This is a genomic window from Undibacterium sp. 14-3-2 (assembly GCF_016595265.1).
In the GTDB taxonomy this organism is placed as follows: Bacteria; Pseudomonadota; Gammaproteobacteria; order Burkholderiales; family Burkholderiaceae_D; genus Undibacterium; species Undibacterium aquatile.
In genome coordinates this window covers 131,358-149,538 of record NZ_JAENGS010000009.1, presented here as the reverse complement: position 1 = coordinate 149,538, position 18,181 = coordinate 131,358, and the positions used below count along the sequence as shown (strand labels likewise).

At 50.6% G+C, this 18,181-nt stretch carries 18 protein-coding genes; 10 read left to right on the top strand and 8 right to left on the bottom strand.

From position 1 onward, the window contains the following. Window positions 1-236 precede the first annotated feature (236 nt). On the bottom strand, window positions 237-2,549 hold the full coding sequence (locus tag Undi14_RS17865) for an NADP-dependent malic enzyme (protein WP_186885901.1): 2,313 nt from the start codon (window positions 2,547-2,549) through the stop codon (window positions 237-239). A 274-nt stretch (window positions 2,550-2,823) separates the two neighbouring features. Here Undi14_RS17865 and Undi14_RS17860 point away from each other — a divergent pair, with 274 nt between their 5' ends. The 9 genes from Undi14_RS17860 to Undi14_RS17820 all read left to right on the top strand — a co-directional run bounded on the left by Undi14_RS17860 (window position 2,824) and on the right by Undi14_RS17820 (window position 10,046). Next, the gene (locus Undi14_RS17860; RefSeq protein ID WP_186898523.1) at window positions 2,824-3,306 is read left to right on the top strand and encodes a rubrerythrin family protein; all 483 of its coding nucleotides are present in this window, start codon (window positions 2,824-2,826) and stop codon (window positions 3,304-3,306) included. Between the two features lie 94 nt (window positions 3,307-3,400). Then, window positions 3,401-3,565 carry a rubredoxin gene (locus Undi14_RS17855; RefSeq protein ID WP_200182021.1) on the top strand — a complete coding sequence of 55 codons (165 nt, stop codon included), beginning with the start codon at window positions 3,401-3,403 and terminating at the stop codon, window positions 3,563-3,565. A gap of 1 nt (window position 3,566) precedes the next feature. After that, window positions 3,567-4,769, top strand: coding sequence for an FAD-dependent oxidoreductase (locus tag Undi14_RS17850; protein WP_200182019.1), 1,203 nt, complete (start codon window positions 3,567-3,569; stop codon window positions 4,767-4,769). A 377-nt stretch (window positions 4,770-5,146) separates the two neighbouring features. Continuing rightward, window positions 5,147-6,115 carry a thiamine-phosphate kinase gene (gene thiL / locus Undi14_RS17845; RefSeq protein ID WP_200182017.1) on the top strand — a complete coding sequence of 323 codons (969 nt, stop codon included), beginning with the start codon at window positions 5,147-5,149 and terminating at the stop codon, window positions 6,113-6,115. Next, window positions 6,112-6,645: a phosphatidylglycerophosphatase A gene (locus tag Undi14_RS17840; protein WP_234030680.1), complete on the top strand. Its 534-nt coding sequence runs from the start codon at window positions 6,112-6,114 to the stop codon at window positions 6,643-6,645. The genes thiL and Undi14_RS17840 overlap by 4 nt, the downstream gene beginning before the upstream one ends. A gap of 154 nt (window positions 6,646-6,799) precedes the next feature. Next, on the top strand, window positions 6,800-7,285 hold the full coding sequence (locus tag Undi14_RS17835) for a CinA family protein (protein WP_186885906.1): 486 nt from the start codon (window positions 6,800-6,802) through the stop codon (window positions 7,283-7,285). Window position 7,286: 1 nt separating this feature from the next. Then, window positions 7,287-8,006 (top strand): response regulator, encoded by a 720-nt coding sequence (locus Undi14_RS17830; protein ID WP_234030679.1) that lies wholly within the window; start codon window positions 7,287-7,289, stop codon window positions 8,004-8,006. Window positions 8,007-8,035: 29 nt separating this feature from the next. Continuing rightward, complete coding sequence (locus Undi14_RS17825; RefSeq protein ID WP_200182015.1) at window positions 8,036-9,133, top strand: ATP-binding protein; 1,098 nt, start codon at window positions 8,036-8,038, stop codon at window positions 9,131-9,133. 184 nt (window positions 9,134-9,317) lie between these two features. Continuing rightward, window positions 9,318-10,046, top strand: coding sequence for an EF-hand domain-containing protein (locus Undi14_RS17820; protein WP_200182013.1), 729 nt, complete (start codon window positions 9,318-9,320; stop codon window positions 10,044-10,046). Window positions 10,047-10,123: 77 nt separating this feature from the next. Here the strand turns inward: Undi14_RS17820 and fliL are convergent, their stop codons facing one another. Next, window positions 10,124-10,744, bottom strand: coding sequence for a flagellar basal body-associated protein FliL (gene fliL, locus Undi14_RS17815; protein WP_200182011.1), 621 nt, complete (start codon window positions 10,742-10,744; stop codon window positions 10,124-10,126). A 198-nt stretch (window positions 10,745-10,942) separates the two neighbouring features. Here fliL and Undi14_RS17810 point away from each other — a divergent pair, with 198 nt between their 5' ends. Beyond that, on the top strand, window positions 10,943-12,028 hold the full coding sequence (locus tag Undi14_RS17810) for an acyltransferase family protein (protein ID WP_200182009.1): 1,086 nt from the start codon (window positions 10,943-10,945) through the stop codon (window positions 12,026-12,028). Between the two features lie 72 nt (window positions 12,029-12,100). Here Undi14_RS17810 and Undi14_RS17805 read toward each other — a convergent pair whose 3' ends face one another. From Undi14_RS17805 to Undi14_RS17780, 6 genes are all read right to left on the bottom strand, one after another. Then, window positions 12,101-12,700: a lysophospholipid acyltransferase family protein gene (locus tag Undi14_RS17805; protein WP_186898532.1), complete on the bottom strand. Its 600-nt coding sequence runs from the start codon at window positions 12,698-12,700 to the stop codon at window positions 12,101-12,103. Between the two features lie 118 nt (window positions 12,701-12,818). Continuing rightward, window positions 12,819-13,439: a ParA family protein gene (locus Undi14_RS17800; RefSeq protein ID WP_200182007.1), complete on the bottom strand. Its 621-nt coding sequence runs from the start codon at window positions 13,437-13,439 to the stop codon at window positions 12,819-12,821. A gap of 128 nt (window positions 13,440-13,567) precedes the next feature. Beyond that, window positions 13,568-14,290: a pseudouridine synthase gene (locus Undi14_RS17795; RefSeq protein ID WP_200182005.1), complete on the bottom strand. Its 723-nt coding sequence runs from the start codon at window positions 14,288-14,290 to the stop codon at window positions 13,568-13,570. 64 nt (window positions 14,291-14,354) lie between these two features. Beyond that, window positions 14,355-16,343, bottom strand: coding sequence for a sensor histidine kinase (locus Undi14_RS17790; protein ID WP_200182003.1), 1,989 nt, complete (start codon window positions 16,341-16,343; stop codon window positions 14,355-14,357). Between the two features lie 12 nt (window positions 16,344-16,355). Continuing rightward, window positions 16,356-17,177 carry an ABC transporter substrate-binding protein gene (locus Undi14_RS17785; RefSeq protein WP_186898536.1) on the bottom strand — a complete coding sequence of 274 codons (822 nt, stop codon included), beginning with the start codon at window positions 17,175-17,177 and terminating at the stop codon, window positions 16,356-16,358. Between the two features lie 168 nt (window positions 17,178-17,345). Next, window positions 17,346-17,969 carry a glycine zipper 2TM domain-containing protein gene (locus tag Undi14_RS17780; protein WP_200182001.1) on the bottom strand — a complete coding sequence of 208 codons (624 nt, stop codon included), beginning with the start codon at window positions 17,967-17,969 and terminating at the stop codon, window positions 17,346-17,348. Window positions 17,970-18,181: the final 212 nt, after the last annotated feature.

Sequence of the window (18,181 nt, the reverse complement as noted above, 5' to 3'; positions counted from 1 at the left end):
TTGGCTTGTTGACTGCCAGTGACTTCTTGCTTCACTTCACTTTCTTCCCCCGCTTCTCAGCGGGAGCCGAACTATAGCAAAACCTTCCTCAATTCGCAATCTAACAGGTAAATTATTTTAATGAATATGCGAATGACGGCGGTAAAGACATTCGGCGCAAATCAACGATCACAGATAAAAAAACGGCCTTGCGTTATTTCGAACGCAAGGCCGTTTTCAGGTCACTGCGATATTAATCAGCGCTGGGCGAGTGCGTCGACCACACATAAAGCCGTCATATTAACGATACGACGGACTGTCGCCGATGGAGTCAGAATATGAACTGGTTTTGCACAACCCAATAAGATAGGGCCAATCGCAACGTTATTGCCAGCAGTGATTTTCATCAGGTTATAGGCGATGTTAGCTGCATCAATATTTGGCATAACCAGTAAATTTGCATCGCCCTTCAAAGTCGAATTCGGCATCATTTTTTTGCGGTATGCTGAGTCCAAAGCAGTGTCGCCATGCATTTCGCCGTCGATTTCCAGGTCTGGTGCCTGACGCTGAATGATTTCCAGCGCCGCACGCATTTTTTGCGCGGATTCGCTATTGCTGGAGCCAAAATTAGAATGTGATAACAAGGCTGCTTTTGGTAACAAACCGAAACGGCGCATTTCTTCTGCGGCAAGTATCGTGATTTCCGCAATTTGTTCAGCTGTTGGATTCTCATTTACATGCGTGTCGACCAGAACGAGTTGACGATCCGGCAAGACCAGCACATTCATCGCCGCATTCACCTTAACATTACTGCGCTTACCGAGAACCTGGTTGATGTAATTCAGGTGCAGGCCCGTGCTACCGAACGTGCCGCAAATCATACCGTCAGCATCACCTTTATGGATCATCATTGATCCTATTAATGTGTGGCGACGGCGCATTTCCAGTTTCGCGTACTGCTCTGTCACGCCTTTGCGGCATGTCATCTCATGATAAGTCTTGGAATACTCGCGGTAGCGTGGATCAAACTCAGGGTTGATCACCTCAAAATCGACACCAGGGCGAATACGCAGACCAAACTTCTCAACGCGTTGCGCCAGAATATGTGGGCGCCCCACCAGAATCGGTGTTGCCAGCTTCTCATCAACAACGACCTGAACAGCACGCAGAACGCGCTCTTCTTCACCTTCTGGATAAACAATACGTTTGCGATCTGCAGGCGCCTTTTTCGCCAACTGAAACAAAGGCTTCATGAAGGTGCCGCTGTGATAGACGAATTGCTGCAACTTCTCAACGTATGCCTGCATGTCCTTGATCGGACGCGCCGCCACACCGCACTCTTCCGCTGCTTTTGCAACTGCTGGTGCGATCTTGATCATCAGGCGCGGATCAAATGGCTTGGGAATCAGGTATTCCGGGCCAAAAGACAAGTTACTGATGCCATAGGCAGAAGCAACGACGTCAGACTGCTCGGCCTGTGCCAACTCTGCAATCGCATGCACCACCGCGATTTCCATTTCACGTGTAATCGTCGTTGCGCCGCAATCGAGCGCACCACGGAAAATATAAGGGAAACACAAAACGTTGTTAACCTGATTCGGGAAGTCAGAACGACCGGTTGCCATCACTGCATCATCACGCACCGCCTTGACTTCTTCCGGCAGAATTTCCGGGGTCGGATTTGCCAGCGCCAGAATCAGCGGCTTTTCAGCCATCATTCTGACCATATCCTGTTTCAGTACGCCACCAGCAGACAAACCAAGGAAAATATCCGCGCCTTCAATGACTTCTTTCAAACTGCGTGCCGATGTTTCCTGCGCAAAGCGTTCCTTATCTGGGTCCATCAACTCTGCGCGGCCTTTGTAAACCACACCTGCCAGATCGGTCACATAGATGTTTTCAATCGGGAAGCCGAGGTCAACGATCAGATCCAGACACGCCAACGCTGCAGCACCAGCACCGGAAACCACCAGTTTCGCATTTTTAATATCTTTACCGACGACTTTTAATCCGTTCATGATCGCGGCGCCGACAATAATCGCCGTGCCGTGCTGATCGTCATGGAAGACCGGAATCTTCATGCGTTCACGTAATTTGCGCTCGATATAAAAACACTCTGGCGCTTTAATGTCTTCCAGATTAATGCCGCCGAATGTTGGCTCCAGAGAAGCAATGATATCGACCAGTTTGTCTGGGTCAGGTTCGTTGATTTCAATATCGAACACATCGATGCCGGCAAATTTCTTGAACAGAACGCCCTTGCCTTCCATCACTGGCTTAGATGCCAGCGGGCCGATATTGCCGAGACCGAGCACTGCGGTACCGTTGGTAATCACACCGACCAGATTGCCGCGCGCGGTGTACTTAAATGCAGCAGTAGGATCAGCAACAATTTCCTCGCACGGAGACGCCACACCAGGGGAATACGCTAACGCCAGATCGCGTTGATTTGTCAATTGTTTGGTTGGCGTCACACTGATTTTACCCGGCGTCGGGAACTCATGATATTCCAGTGCGGCCTGGCGCAACTGCTGACGTATTTGCTCTTTTTGATCTGATGACGAATCCATGTGGGGCTGCCTCTTTCTATTTTTACTTACTCAAAACTTACGATTAGCCTGTGATTCTAGCAGAGGGAACCCTCTAACTTCATACGTATTTACACGACTTTTATCTTTTTCAGAGGACGAATCAGATAAAAATCGATCAAATCACTCGCCATTAAATAGCCAAAAACTATCTAATAAATAAAAACAATTGAATTTACAAATCAATTACCAATATCTATCATTGCACCATGTTTGATAGAAAACGTTTTAAACAACGATCACCAAGGAGAATCATATGAGCACCCAGGCAAATCCATCCGTCACTATTCAAAACCTCGAATCTGCGTTTGCAGGCGAATCGATGGCACACATTAAATACCGCTATTTTGCCAAGCTGGCACGCGAAGCCGGTGCTGAAGATGTAGCGCAAGCATTTGAAGCGACCGCAGATCAGGAAGTCATGCACGCATTTGGTCATCTCGATCTGCTGTATCCAAAAGCGCAACTGACACCACAACGGGCATTAGAAATCGCGATTGAAGGAGAAACGTATGAATACACAGAAATGTATCCAAAATTCCGCCACCTCGCCGTGGAAGAAGGCAATCACGCTGCTGTCGCCGAGTACGATGAGCAAATCGCAGAATCTAAGGAACATGCTGAAAACTTTAAGCGGACTTTAGCTATGGCTGCCAAACGCTTTGCCGCGCTGGCGAAAGTCGAAGAGCGCCATGCGAACCACTATCGCGCTGTGCTCGAAGCCAGCAAAGCATCCTAAGCAGCGGTGCACCGGACATTCCAGCAATGCCGCCGAATCAATGCGGCATCGCTGACAACATCACTAAAAAACAACCAAAGATTCTGAGGACAATATGAAAACTTATCAATGTATCGTATGCGGTTTTATCTATGACGAAGCACTGGGTTTGCCAGAAGAAGGCATCCCCGCAGGCACACGCTGGGACGACATTCCAGCCGACTGGGAATGCCCGGACTGCGGCGTTGCCAAAGCCGATTTTGATATGGTGGAACTCTGATATGAAGCCCATCGCCATCATCGGTTCCGGTCTGGCGGGCTACACCGTTGCCCGTGAATTCCGCAAGCTGGACAAAACCACACCTGTGCTGATCATCACCGGCGATGATGGCGGCTTTTACTCCAAGCCCATGTTGTCGAACGCCTTTGCGCAAGGCAAAACCGCGAGTCATCTGCGCAGCCAGACGGCAGATCAGATGGCGGCGCAAATCAATGCCACGATCCTGACCAGAACACAAGTCCGTGGGATAGATGCGACAAAGCAAACTGTTCACACCAGCGCCGGTGAATTTGAATTCAGCCAACTGGTACTGGCGGTCGGTGCGCAAGCGATACGCCTGCCGTTCGCTGGCAACGCCGCCGATCAGGTGTTGTCGGTGAATACGCTGGATGACTATGCTGTCTTGCGTGACAGACTCAGCGCTGCCGGTACATCCGCCCGCGTTGCCATCATCGGCGCGGGTCTGATCGGCTGTGAATTTGCCGACGATCTGAGCACGGGAGGACATCAGGTCACCCTGATCGACCCGAATCCTGCACCGCTGGCGGCACTCGCGCCACCAGCGATTTCTGCAGGATTACAAGCAGCACTGCAAGCGCGGCACGTGCAGTTCCGAATGGGCACGACCAGCAGCAGTATCGATCGCACCGACACCGGCTTGCAAATCACGCTGGCCAACGGCGAACACATCGACGTCGATGTGATCTTGTCGGCAGTAGGGCTGCGGGCCGATATCCGGCTCGCACAGGAAGCGCATCTGCAAGCCGAGCGCGGCATCCTCGTGGATAAGTTTGGGCAAACCAGCGTCAAAGGCATTTATGCATTGGGCGATTGCGCACAATATGCACAAGCCGATGGCAATAGCATCACCTTGCCGTATGTCGCACCGATCATGGCGGCAGCGCGCGCAATTGCACAAAGTCTGGCTGGAACGCCGACCGCAATCGACTTTAAACCAGCGCCAGTCCTGGTGAAAACGCCAAGCTATCCGATCGCACTGGTCGCACCGCCGCTGGCAGTGGCGAAGCGTGGGCAATGGGAAAACGAGCAGACCGACCGTCATCCGGAAGTGTCCGCCAGCATCTGCCGCTTCATCGACAATGATGGCGTCATACGCGGCTTCGCGGTGGCACCGCAGGAAGCGAAAATCAGGAATGCTTTATTGAGCGAACTTGGAACAGTGAAAACCTCAGCGATAGCCTGAAAACGCCAAATCCAGTGCGTGCTGAGTGAGTGAAAAGCATCTCCAAAGGCATTTTGGGCGTTAAATATACTCCCCCCCCCAGTATGTTTTAACGCCCTTTATTTACAAGGACATGAGCGTGTTTTTCTCACATACTCCCCTTTTTTCTTAAAAATGACGGGTAAAAGAGGAAAACGTGGGGATACCAATACAGCATAGAAAGCTTGCTCCATCGGCATTCAATGAGGTGCAATCGCTCGTGCGTGTTGAAGGCATGTTGCAGGCGTATTCAAGGAAAATTCTATGCGAACGGAATCTCCATTCGGCGTGCGATAAATCATGCATCAGGGTGTCATCAGGAATGTCGCGTCGCCATCATCCTTGGGTACAATGCGCGCATGCTCTCAGAATTCGACTTAATCAAGCGCTATTTCGCGCACCATTCCGCGCCTGACGCCGTGCTCGCGCTGGGCGTCGGCGACGACTGCGCCTTGCTCAATCCCACGCCCGGTATGCAAATCGCGATTTCCAGCGACATGCTGGTATCAGGCCGCCATTTCTTTCCGGATGCTGATCCATTTCTGCTGGGGCACAAATGCCTGGCAGTCAATCTCTCGGATCTGGCGGCAATGGGCGCAAAGCCGCTGGGATTTACGCTGGCCTTTTCTCTGCCGGAAGCGGATCCGGCCTGGCTGGAACAATTTGCGCGTGGCTTGCTGAGTCTCGCAGATGCGCATCAATGCCGCCTGATCGGTGGCGACACCACCAAAGGACCGCTGAATATCTGCATCACCATTTTTGGTGAGCTGCCGACAGACAGCGCGCTGCGGCGCGATGCGGCAAAGACCGGCGACGATATCTGGGTCTCAGGCACGCTGGGAGACGCGCGTCTGGCATTGGCTGCGTACTGGAAAGAAGTGACGCTCAGTGAATCAGATCATGAACGCGCAGCGCAGCGCATGCATCAGCCTACGCCCCGCATCGCCCTCGGCATTGCCTTGCGTGGCATCGCCCATGCGGCACTCGATATTTCTGACGGATTGGCCGGTGATCTTGGCCATATACTCGAACGCTCAGGTCTCGGTGCCACGCTGTTTGTCGATCAATTGCCCGCCGGGCCGGTGTTACAGCGACAAACAATAGAATTACGACGCCAATTCACGCTGACAGGCGGTGATGATTACGAGTTGTGCTTCACTGCGCCTGCCTCACGTCGCGCTGACATCATCGCCGCTGGACACGCAAGCAATACGCCAGTCACCCGCATCGGTCAGATTGAAGCAGCCGCGGGTTTGCGTCTGATCGATGATCAGCAGCAACCCGTTCGCATGACACTCCATTCCTTTGATCATTTCAGCACACCATGAACACGTCAGATACGTCAGACCTGCAACAACCAACGATCATCATCCGCCCCGACTGGCGTTTCATGCTGAGTCATCCGGCACATATTCTGGCGCAGGGGTTCGGCAGCGGCTTATCGCCCGCTGTGCCGGGCACTATGGGCACGCTGTTCGGCTGGCTCAGTTTTAATGTACTGAGTCAGCGCTGGCCGGAAATTTTTACGACTGTGGGCTGGGCGTGGATCATCTTCATCGGTTTTCTGATCGGCATCTGGGCTTGCAAAGTCACAGGAAAAAATCTCGGCGTTGCTGATCATGGCAGCATGGTGTGGGATGAAATCATCGCGATCTGGGCAGTGCTGTTGTTTGTGCTGCCGGCAGATGCGCGCACACAAACCTGGGCATTTCTGATTTTCCGTTTTTTTGACATGGTCAAACCGCCGCCTATCCGCTATTTCGATCGCCACTTGAAGGGCGGTTTCGGCGTCATGTGGGACGATATTGTCGCGGCCTTTTTTACGCTGCTGGTGTTTGCACTCTGGCGCGCATGGTGACACTGGCCTTTGCCGGACACCTTACCGGATCTGAACGGCATTGATGTCTGACGCATGTCATAGATCACACCGGCGTCTTCACTTTCTGCCATACATGGTGGTAAAGTAAGTCTGACTTTACAGTCGCCAACAAAAACCAGACGGGAGACCCACCATGCAAAACGCACTTGAACTTGCAGCACAAATCGGCACCGAACTGAAAGAAAAACGGCTGTTACTGACGGTCGCCGAATCCTGTACCGGCGGTGGCGTGGCGCAGGCGATCACCGAAATCGCCGGCTCATCAGACTGGTTTGACTGCGGCTTCGTTACCTATTCCAATTCATCCAAATCTGAGCTGTTAAATATCCCGGCGGCGCTGATCGCCCGGCACGGGGCGGTCAGCGAAGAAATCGCCGCCGCAATGGCCGAAGGTGCCATCGCCAATTCAGAAGGCAATGTGTCCTTATCAACAACCGGCATTGCCGGCCCGACCGGGGCCGTTCCCGGTAAACCTATCGGCACAGTCTGCTTCGGCTGGGTCGTCGGCGGCGTCACACATACCGAACGACTGATATTTACCGGCGACCGCCACGCGGTACGCGAACAAACAGTCGCACACGCACTGGCGAAGCTGCTGCGTTACTTACAGGAGTTATAAGTTGTCTTTCACCAGCGCCAGAATCCGCGCCTTACTCGTCGACGACGATGCTGAAATCGGCATCCTGCTGTGCAAGTATCTGGAAAAATTTGATATTCACTGCACCGCCGTCGGCGATGGCAGCGGTATGCGTGAAGCCTTGTCGCATCATACTTTTGATGTGGTCTTATTAGATCTGATGTTACCCGGTGAAGACGGTCTGACTCTGCTCCGTCACGTGCGTAACAAGAGCAACATCCCGGTCATCATGCTGACGGCACGCGGAGAATCGTCCGATAAAATTCTTGGCCTGGAATTAGGTGCAGATGACTATGTCGTCAAACCATTCGATACCCGCGAGCTGGTCGCCCGCATGCAAAGTGTGATCCGGCGCGCGCAGACGGAAGCAAAAAAACAGCAACTCGCCTCGGAAAATGAAATTCACTTTCAAGGATGGAAATTGCATTGCCCAAGCCGGCAATTACTCAGCCCGCAAAAGCTGGTCGTTCCTTTATCCAATTCAGAATATAAATTATTGCGGGCATTCCTTGCCCATCCAAAACAAATACTGACGCGCGATCAGTTACTCGAACTGGCGATCGGCAAATCCAGCAATTCGGTTGATCGCAGCATCGATCTGATGGTGTCACGTCTGCGCCAAAAACTGAATGATGATCCGCGCCAGCCTTCGTTATTAGAAACTGTGCGTGGTGAAGGCTATGTCTTCAGCGCCAGCCTGTAATCGCGACGATGCAAAAATTACGGCAAAAAATGCGGCGAGTATTTGCCGACACGATTTTTAATCGCTTGTTCGGTCTCGCATTTGCCGCGGTCTTCGTGAGTCATGCCGCTACATTCGTTTTACTTTTCGTGTTCCTCAGAGATGCATCGCGTCCACCGCCGCCAGAGCTACGCCTACCGGGAGCAGAATCGGGCTATTCAAGCAATCATCCGCCACAATACGGTGCGCGACCGCCGTCACCACATCGCAGATCCGCTATTGACGGCCCCTTATCCGGCTTACTGATCAGCATGAGTCTGCAATTGCTACTGCTGGCGATTGGCGCATGGATCAGTTCGCGTACACTCGCCAGACCGATACAGAATCTGGCCGCAGCGGCAAGCACATTAGGCGATCAGCAAGTTGTTCCTGTGTCTGAAACCGGGCCGCTGGAAGTCAGGCAGGCTGCTGTCATTTTTAATCAGATGCAATATCGGATACATCAGCAAATGGAAGAGCGGGCACGCTTTCTGGCAGCGGTATCGCATGACCTGCGCACGCCGTTAACGCGCATGAAATTACGCATAGATCAGACGGAAGCCACGGCCACCAACGGCAAGTTATTGCAGGACATCGATGAGATGCGCCACATGCTCGATGCGACGCTAGATTATTTACGCGGCAGCAGTGAATCCATGCAATATCTGGATATCCAGTCCATGCTGGAAGCCATCGTCGATAATATGCGCGACGAAGGAAAGAGCGTGCGTATCGAAGGTCATTTGCAACCGGTCTATGCAATGCCGAATGAATTACAACGCAGCATCATTAACCTGCTGGAAAACGCGATTTTTTATGGTGGCAGCACGCAGATTCAGCTACAGGATGCGGCGGATTTCGCGCTGATCCGTATCAGTGACGAAGGGCCTGGTATTCCTGAATCAGAACTAACTAAAGTATTCGATCCGTTTTACCGCATCGCCGGAGCGCGCAATAAAAACAACGGTGGCGTGGGTCTGGGCTTAAGTATTGCGCAGGAAATTATCCGTCAGCATCATGGCGTACTGAATCTCACTAACAATCCCAACGGGATCGGGCTTACCGCTGAAATCCGCCTGCCCCGCACGGCCATCAACGTAGCGAAATAAATTCAGAAGAAAGCAAAGTGTCCGCCCCCCTGATGTTTGTATGTCATACCTGATACAAAGTTGACATAAACGAGCAAAATCAACAAGGGACAATAAACACAGTCACACGTTTTGTCTGAGCTTGTCTGTCCACGCAATCTCATTCATTTCTCTTACTGATTTTTTCTTCGCACAGGAGACCACGATGAGCAGCATTTCCGGTATTTCGTCCACATCCGCCTATTCAGGCAGTGTCAGTAGTGTCAAACGGCAACGCCCGGATCCGGCGCAGATGGCTGAACAGGCGTTTTCCAAGCTCGATACCAAAGGTCAGGGCTATCTCGAAGTCAGCGATCTGGAATCCGCATTCAGCAACATCGCCAGCGCGTCCGGCAGCACGTCCGGCAGCGAGGCGGCATCGACTGCCAACGATTTATTTAAAAAACTTGATGCTGATAGTGACGGCAAAGTAACCAAAGACGAGTTTTCCAGTGGCTTAAAAAAACTGGCGGATGACCTGGAAAGCCAGTTCAACCAAAGCCGCACTTCCGGTGTAGGACAGGACAGAGGTGCGCCGCCTCCGCCGCCATCCGGTGCGTCAGACGCATCCGGAGGCGGAACTGACGCCGTCAGCTCGAGCAGCGCCACGACCAGCAGTACCGCTACAAGTTCGGCTAGTGACACGTCCGCAAGCAAAACGTATGAAGCTGCCGATACCAATCAGGATGGCAAGGTCACACAAAAAGAAGAGGAAGCGTATTTGCTGAAACTGCTCGAGGCGAAAGCGGCTGCCAGTGGCGACAAAGGCACTCAACAAGCAGGTGCTGCAGACAACAATAGTGAAGCAACACTGTTCAAAAAGGCGATACAACTGTTGCAGGCATATAGCTCACCGTCCCCATCGAATTCTCAGAGCATTTCTGTCAGCGTCTGAAAATCTCATGCACATAAAAAAAAGTGGCTTCAATGAAGCCACTTTTTTTATTCCCGGAACAACATACTTATCGACGCCTAATGATTTTGCATCAGCAACTCATTGATCAGTACTGAATCGATTTTATCTGTCGCCAGGCTCTGATTCAGTTCTGAGCGCAACATTTCCCGGACGCGTTCAAAACCCTCTTCGGAATGCAGGTCTTCAGGATTTATTTTTGCGACCACAATCGGAAAAATATCGGACAGCGCTTTTTTGTTCGTCGCCAGCCAGTCGCGGTTTTTATTCTGCACTTGTATTGTGACCTGAAGGCGGATCACTTGCCCATCAACGTTGACGACTGTTTTTGGCAGCGCCAGATAACTTGGGGTGGTTTCATCTTTGGCGATCACTTTGATGTAAAAAATAGCGGAAAAAATAACGACAAAGCTACATAAAGCGATAATCGCCGCATACAAAGCAAAATTATCTTTCTTTTGCGTTTTGCGATGCGTGAGCACTGGTTTGGCCGGTGTCGTACGGGCCTGTGTTTTTGGCGCAGAGCGCACATCAGCAGGCGCTTTCGGCGCGGGGTCAGATGGCAAATCAAATTTCAAATCCGCCAACTCAGCATCCACCGCTTTCAAGGCCTTACCGTCGACGTCTTCAAAGTCTAGTTGTGCACTTAATAAGCTGGCTTTAGATGGATTGGTCGCCATTGTTATTAACCCGTAAATGAATTTTTCTGAGCCGATATTGTAATGCAGGGCATAATTTCCAAGTGGAAACATTTTCATCTATGCGAGAATCTTCGCGACCTCAACGGAACCCGATTCTACTTTCGTTACAAACTAAGCGTCTATAGTAGACCCGCTTTCGTTTAAGATGACGTGTTTTTTATGTATTCCTCCGCAGCAATGTCCTCCTTACTTACTTCCGGCAGAAATATCTCTTTCGACAATATCAAAGCCATATTGATATTTTTAGTTGTCTTTGGTCATTTCGTCGAATTACATATTGCTCAGGATGCATTTTTGCGCCCCATCTGGATCTTCGCCTATGCATTTCACATGCCTATGTTTGCGTTGGTATCCGGGATATTCTCCAAAGCAAATCTCGATGAAAAACAATCAGTACAACTGATACGGAATATTGTAGCGCCGCTCCTGGGCTTTGAACTGATTTACGAGGCCACCGAATATCTGATACGCGGTTCCTTCAGCGTTTATGCGGGGCTGATCGCGCCTTACTGGATGCTTTGGTATCTGATGAGTCTGTTGTGCTGGCGCTTGTTACTGCCGTTATTTGCGCGCTTACAATTTCCACTTATCCTGTCTCTGGGATTAGCGCTCGTCACCAGTTACTCTGAACACCTGGGTTATCTGCTGAGCGGCGCCCGTACGCTGTTCTTTTTCCCATTTTTTATTTTAGGCTGGAAACTCGGCGCAAATGCTTTCGTATCGAAAAGGCGTGACTGGCGCTTAATTTGTATGGCATCGGTGATTGTCATTGCTGGCAGTATTATGTGTTTCCGGCTACCAGCCCAATTCGATTACCGCTGGCTTTATGGCAGTTTTTCTTTGCACAGACTGGAAATGGCAAATCTGAGCGGATCTATGTACCAACTATTGCAATATGGCGTATCGACGCTATCAGGATTAAGCATCCTGTATTTGCTGAGTCTCAGAGACTGGGGATTAGCACGCGTGGGGCAACGATCAATGTACGTATTTTTGTGGCACGGAATGGCTCTGATCGTTCTTCATCAACTGGGCATACTGAATCGTATTTTTCAATTGGGCGATACCGCGCGCTTGTTGATCTCACTCGCCTCAAGCGCCGTAATTGTGTATCTGGGCTCCCATCGCTATTGTGAGAAATTTACGCAGAAATGTATCCTGAGCCCCTTGAACTGGCTATTGGTACGCCAGATACGCACTCCGAATCCAACGCCGGAAATCACTGCACAGCAGGTTAAAGACGCGCCGCTCACACAAAAATAAACCGGCAAGGCTAGCCGCATGTCCGGCATATTCGGATACGGACATGCGCTGAAAGCGAAGGTAATTAGGTACTTACTTGGTCTGGATATGGTCGGCACTGAACTGCTGTGGATTTTTCCCCTGAATTCCGCTGTAAAACGCTTTGATCTCTTCCATATCCGCCGCAATATCACCTGTCGGCATGAACATGCGTCCGATTCCTCCGGCCTTTCTGCCAAAGTCCAGATATCCCAACGCAATCGGTACACCGGCACCCAGCGCGATGTAATAGAAACCTGTTTTCCAGTGTGTGACTTTGCCTCGGGTACCTTCGGGCGGCACGATCACCGTCAGGCGCTCATTGGCATGGAAAGCATCAACAGTTCCCTGCACCAGATTGCCGGCCGCGCTGCGGTTCACAGCAATGCCACCTAACCAGCGCATCACCACTCGAATCACTGGCGGAAACAGGCTGGACTTTCCCATCCAGTAGACACGTAACCGTAAAGCAAAACACACCATTAGAGTCACGGGGAAATCCCAGTTACTGGTGTGAGGTGCGGCAATCAGCACATATTTCTTTTCGGTGGGCGTTTGCCCTTCAACACGCCATCCGGTCAGACGTAATCCCGCGATGGAAATCCAACGCATCAATGTGTTAATTACAGGTGTTTCAAAAATAGTTAAGTGCATGCCGCAAGTCTTTGATATCAAATGATAAATTTGCCCGAAAGCCGGGCGACCCGGCATTATATTGATATCTGCGAAAAGCAGAAACTATTTCTTCTTGTGGGCTGATCAATCACAAATTTCACACATTTGAATGGTTAATCCAGTGCAAAATATCACGCCATTGCTCCAGATCTTTTTCAACTTTGGAGGGGGCAACATCCCATAAGGTCGCGCCATGAGCCGCTAATTGTATGTAATTTTGCGTATCGCGCAGATAACCAAGAACCGGCAGACCCAACTGCCCCGCGTAATGACGTAGCTGATCCGCAGAGCGGCTGCGGGCATTCACCCGCATACCGAGAATACCGACCCGGCAAGCATGCTCACGTCTGGCCAGTTTTTTCAAAAATTCTTCAGTCGCCAGAATATCGAAAATAGACGGCTGCACAGGCACAATGACGGTATCGGCAAGTTTCAGAATGGCATCGAGCTTACTGCCTTTTAAACCGGCGGGCGTATCAAGCACAACATGACTGGTGCCTTTGGGCGGTCTGGCAACAGCATTGTCGGCCACCTCCCACGCGGTAATTGCGGGCAAATTCGCAGGACGCAAACCCAACCAGACGCGGGACGACTGCTGGACATCAGTATCCCCCAGCATGACCCGATTCCCTTGTGCTGCAAAATAACCCGCCAGGTTTGTGGCAAACGTGCTCTTCCCTACACCACCTTTAGGATTGGCAATCGCAATAACGCGCATACGTACTCCCCGTTCATAGCAAGACGACAGACCATTTCAGTTCAAACGATGATGAAAGTCTCTTACTTGCGCTTATTGCATCTGTCCAGCCAGGCAGACTACCCGAACCAGTAACAGATACCGCAGAATCAGCCGTTTGAAGGAACTAATAATGCCATTTGTTCTGCACTCAGGTAACACCACTCGCCTTCCTCCAACCCCAGAGAATTCAGCGTCAACTGACCAATCGCAGTACGCTGCAAAGCCGCGCAGTGATTACCAGCCGCAGCTAACATACGCTTCACCTGATGGTATTTACCTTGTTCGAGCACAATTTCTATTTTATGTGTGTCCAACTGACGGCATATCTGTGCTGCCAGCGGTGCAGGCTCGTCATGCAGCTGAACGCCATTTAATAAAGTGTTCACCAGATCATCTGTGACTGGCTCAGCCGTTGTTGCCAGATACACTTTCGGAATATGACGTTTCGGCGAAGACTGTGCGTGAATAAACGGCCCGTCATCGGACATCAATAACATCCCGGTCGTATCGTGATCCAGACGGCCGACAGGCTGCACATCGCGCCAGCTGAATTGCTCCGGCAGCAGCGTCAGCACACCGGGGTGATGGCTAGGCTTACGTGAACATTCAAAATTAGCCGGTTTATTGAGCGCAATATAAACGTGTTCGCGATATTGCCAGTCTTCGTCAAAAATCCGGAAAACCAGGCCGTCGGTCTCCAGCGTTTGTTTATAGTGGTCAACAACTTCACCGTTGATACTGATCTCACCGTCTTCAATCAATTCACGGCAGTATTTGCGTGTCCCAAAGCCCTGCGATTGCAGGATGCGGTCTAAAGATAATTTACTCATGGCGCGACTGTAGCAGAACAAAGCGGATGAAAGCTAGAGGCAAGACTAAACCCTGGCATGTTCACTACCCATTCACCACTCTGGCGACGCGTGGAAGGGTAATTTTGAAGCAGGTTCCCTTGCCAAGCTGGCTTTCGACCGTGATATCGCCGCCTAATACATCTTTGATGAGGTTGTACACGATATTCAGGCCTAAACCACTGCCGCCCTGCCCCAGACGGGTCGTAAAAAACGGATCGAATATACGCCCAAGGTTAGCCGGGGGAATCCCTTTGCCATCATCGGCGACCAGCATTTCGACGTGTTCCGAGTCAATCAGTTTTGCAGAGATCGTCACGCGGCCACGTTTGTCTGGGTCAAAAGCATGGATGAACGCATTATTGATGAGATTGGTCATGACCTGACCTAAAGCACCGGGATAGCTATCCATCATGAATTTTGGCGGGAGTTCAGCAACAACCGTATATTTTGTTTTCCGTATCATCGGCCCCAGCGTCGTAATCAACTCATCCATCATGCCGTCGAGCGCAAAAATTCGCCGGTTGGCACTGGTGCGGTCAACCGCCACCTGTTTGAAACTCGTGACCAGTTCGGATGCTTTGCTCAGATTACGCAACAGCAGATCGCTGCCGAGTCTGGCATTTTTTAAGTAGTCGTCCAACACTGATTTACGTATGCCGTGCTCGTACTCCTTCAGAAAATCATCGGTTTGTTGCTGCAAGGTACTGGCAACCGTGACACAAGTACCGATAGGCGTATTCAGTTCATGTGCAACTCCGGCAACCAAAGAACCCAGAGCAGCCATTTTTTCTGTTCTGAGTAACTCCTGTTGCGCGCGCTGCAAATTTTCAAGAACAACGGTGAGTTCAGAATTCGCCTCTTCGAGCTCATGAGTACGTTCGAATACACGTTTTTCCAGCGTCTGATTCATGTTTCGGATATCCAGCTCATTCTGACGCTTTTCCGTAATATCTTCCTGCACCAGTACTAACAAAGGCTCATTGCCGACGCGGATGATACGACCGGATACCTGACACAGCAGATTTTGTTCGCCGACGCCACAGCGGCACCACGCTTCGTAAGAGTGTATCTCTCCCTCGCGTTCGAGAATATGAACAATACGATCAAAGTCTTCCGGATTTCTCCACAACTGTGCTTGCATAGCGGGATTACCCAGCGTTGTCTCACGCTCCCACTTAAACTGACGCAACCACGCATCATTAACATCCATAATCGCGTAACGTTCAGCTTTCCGCAAAACAGTCATCGCGACGGGAGATGACTGAAAAATAGCGATGAATTTGTTTTCGGTATCGCGCAACACCTGTTCAACTCTGGAGCGCTCCAGCAATTCTTGTTGCAGAACCTGATTTTGCAAATCCCGCTCGGCAATCAGGCTGCCCAGATTCAAACGCATCTGATCAAGCCCATGCGCAAGATTACCGATCTCATCCTGACGTTTCCATTCCAGTGATTTATTGAGATCGCCTGCAGACAAAAATAACGTCGCTCTTTGCAGTTTTTGTATAGGACGGACTATCCTGCGATCAAAGACAAACCAGATCAGGACGAAAGAAAATATCACCTGCGCCAGCAACGCAAGCAGCAATTTCAGAATGTCATCAAAGAAATCGCGATCAACGTAAGCAGAGGTCAGTTCCAGCGATACTTTCCCGATCACCTTCTGATCCAGCCTGATATCGCGCGCCAGACTGACGACATTGTTTTGGGGTTTGCGCTCTTTTTCCAGATGTACAAAGACAGTGCCAGATTCATCGGTGATCGTAACGCTGTTGACCTCACGGTTACGCATCACTGCCTGTACAAACTGCCCGGCAACTTCCCTGTCAACATTCCATAACGGAACTTCCATGGCCTTGGATAACATGTCCGCATACTGGGACATCGGACTATAAACACGTAACTGTAACTCCCGCTCGTAACGTGTCTTGACCGTGAAATACCCAAATAAAACTGCGGGCACCAAAATGCCCGCAGCCACACCGATGATGGATATTTGTCTGAGCGACAGATGACGCAAAATGGATCTCAATCTGAACGGTCTCTATTTAGCTTGTTGCTTACGCCACAATTGAATATTCGATGAAACCAGCTTGTTCATCAGATTTTGTTTCTCCAGCTTGTACAAGGCTTTTGCGATCCGCCCACGCATTTCCGGCGTGTTGCAAGGTGATTTGTGAGAAATGGTCAGGTATAAGTTTTCGTTGGTGACTGGTGGTAATAAGGGCTTGAGATTCTGGATGTTCATCTTCGCGATATACGCGAGCCCCGGGTCTTCTTCGTAAATCAGATAATCTGCACGCGACAATGTCAATAAGGTGAGCGCCTGTTCCAGGCTTGGGACAGTGGCAACCTTCAGCGACTCACTGGCATAGCGGTCAAAGTCTTCACCAAAACTATTGTTAATGACGGTGATACCACGCTTACCAACCAGATCTTTCCATTTTTTATATGTCAGCGCACTGTCTTTCCTGACCCAGATGACAGTGCGTGTTTCACGAAACGCCGGATAAAAATAATCCATGTAATCAAACCGCGGCAACGTTAAAAACGCCCCCGCCAGCAAATCAACACGCCCGAGTTTTGCTTCCTCCTGCACCCGCCCCCAGGGACCAATATATTTGACTTCCACTGGAATACCAATCTCTTTCGACAAGGATTGCATGAGATCGGCATTCGCGCCTATCAAATGGCTTTCATCATCGGGATCGCGCCATAAAAAGGGGGGATATTCAGGATTACCTGTGGCGATCAGTTTTTTGCACACTTCGTCAGTCGCAGCCGCCGCAGAGCCGAATGCCGTCCCTAAAGTGATGAGTATGCCAGCCATGCGCAACAAGGTTGCCGTTCTGAAAAGGCATCTCATAGAGCAAGAATCTCCACGTCAGTGATTAATCGAATTTGCAGTCTATCGTCAGTACAGACGCTAAGCAAGAAATCAGTTTCAGCATTGCAACATTCAACCTCTGTGGCGCAAAGCAGTCATTCTCGCTTGCGCCAGAATCCGGCTACACGCACACAGATGAATTAAAAATTAACGACGGACAATACTATTACCGGAAGCGCGAACCTGATCGCCATATTGGTAGCCAGGATCATTCTCAAATTGATAATTCTGCTTGCTACCGTTGTCATATTGCACAGTGACGGTCCAGATTTTGCTGCTTTTTACTTTTTGTTCAATTTTGTGGCCAGCCATCGCACCACCTGCAGCACCAGCAATTGTTGCCAGGTCTCGCCCTGTTCCACCGCCGACCTGATTGCCCAGCAAAGCACCAGCAACACCGCCCGCAATCACGCCCAGGGCACCGCCTTCGCCTTCTCTTTCACTCACGTTCACCGCAGTGACGCGACCGCAGTCAGCACATACCTGCTGATTTCTATTATTGTTCTGCCCGTTACTGTAAGTGTTGTTGTACGAGCTGGCTTTTTTTGCGCTGTCCAGCGCTCCGTTGTAAACCGCTTTCGCATCGCGCAAACACTGCATGCGTGCACTTGAACTGGTTTCTTCCGCACACAACTTCTTATCGTCCGCATAACGTGCTGCAGCCTGACGGGACGCCTCCGCATACTGTTGTTTTCCGCTGGAATAATTCTGCGCATAAGCACCGCTGACGGCAGTCAGCAATACAGCAGTCGCAATTAAACTTTTTTTCATGATCCACTCCTGTTAAGTTAAAGCATCTGCGTTCTTGCATTTGATGCGAAGACAATCACTGAATAGTGATTGTGCAATGTAACGGCATACTTCAGATTTTGCTGACACTTCTTACATTTACTCACATTTTTCAATGTGAACGCAAATAAACAAACCCGCCGCAGGCGGGTCTGACCGGACACCAGTCTGGCATGAGCCTTATCGCCGTCGCA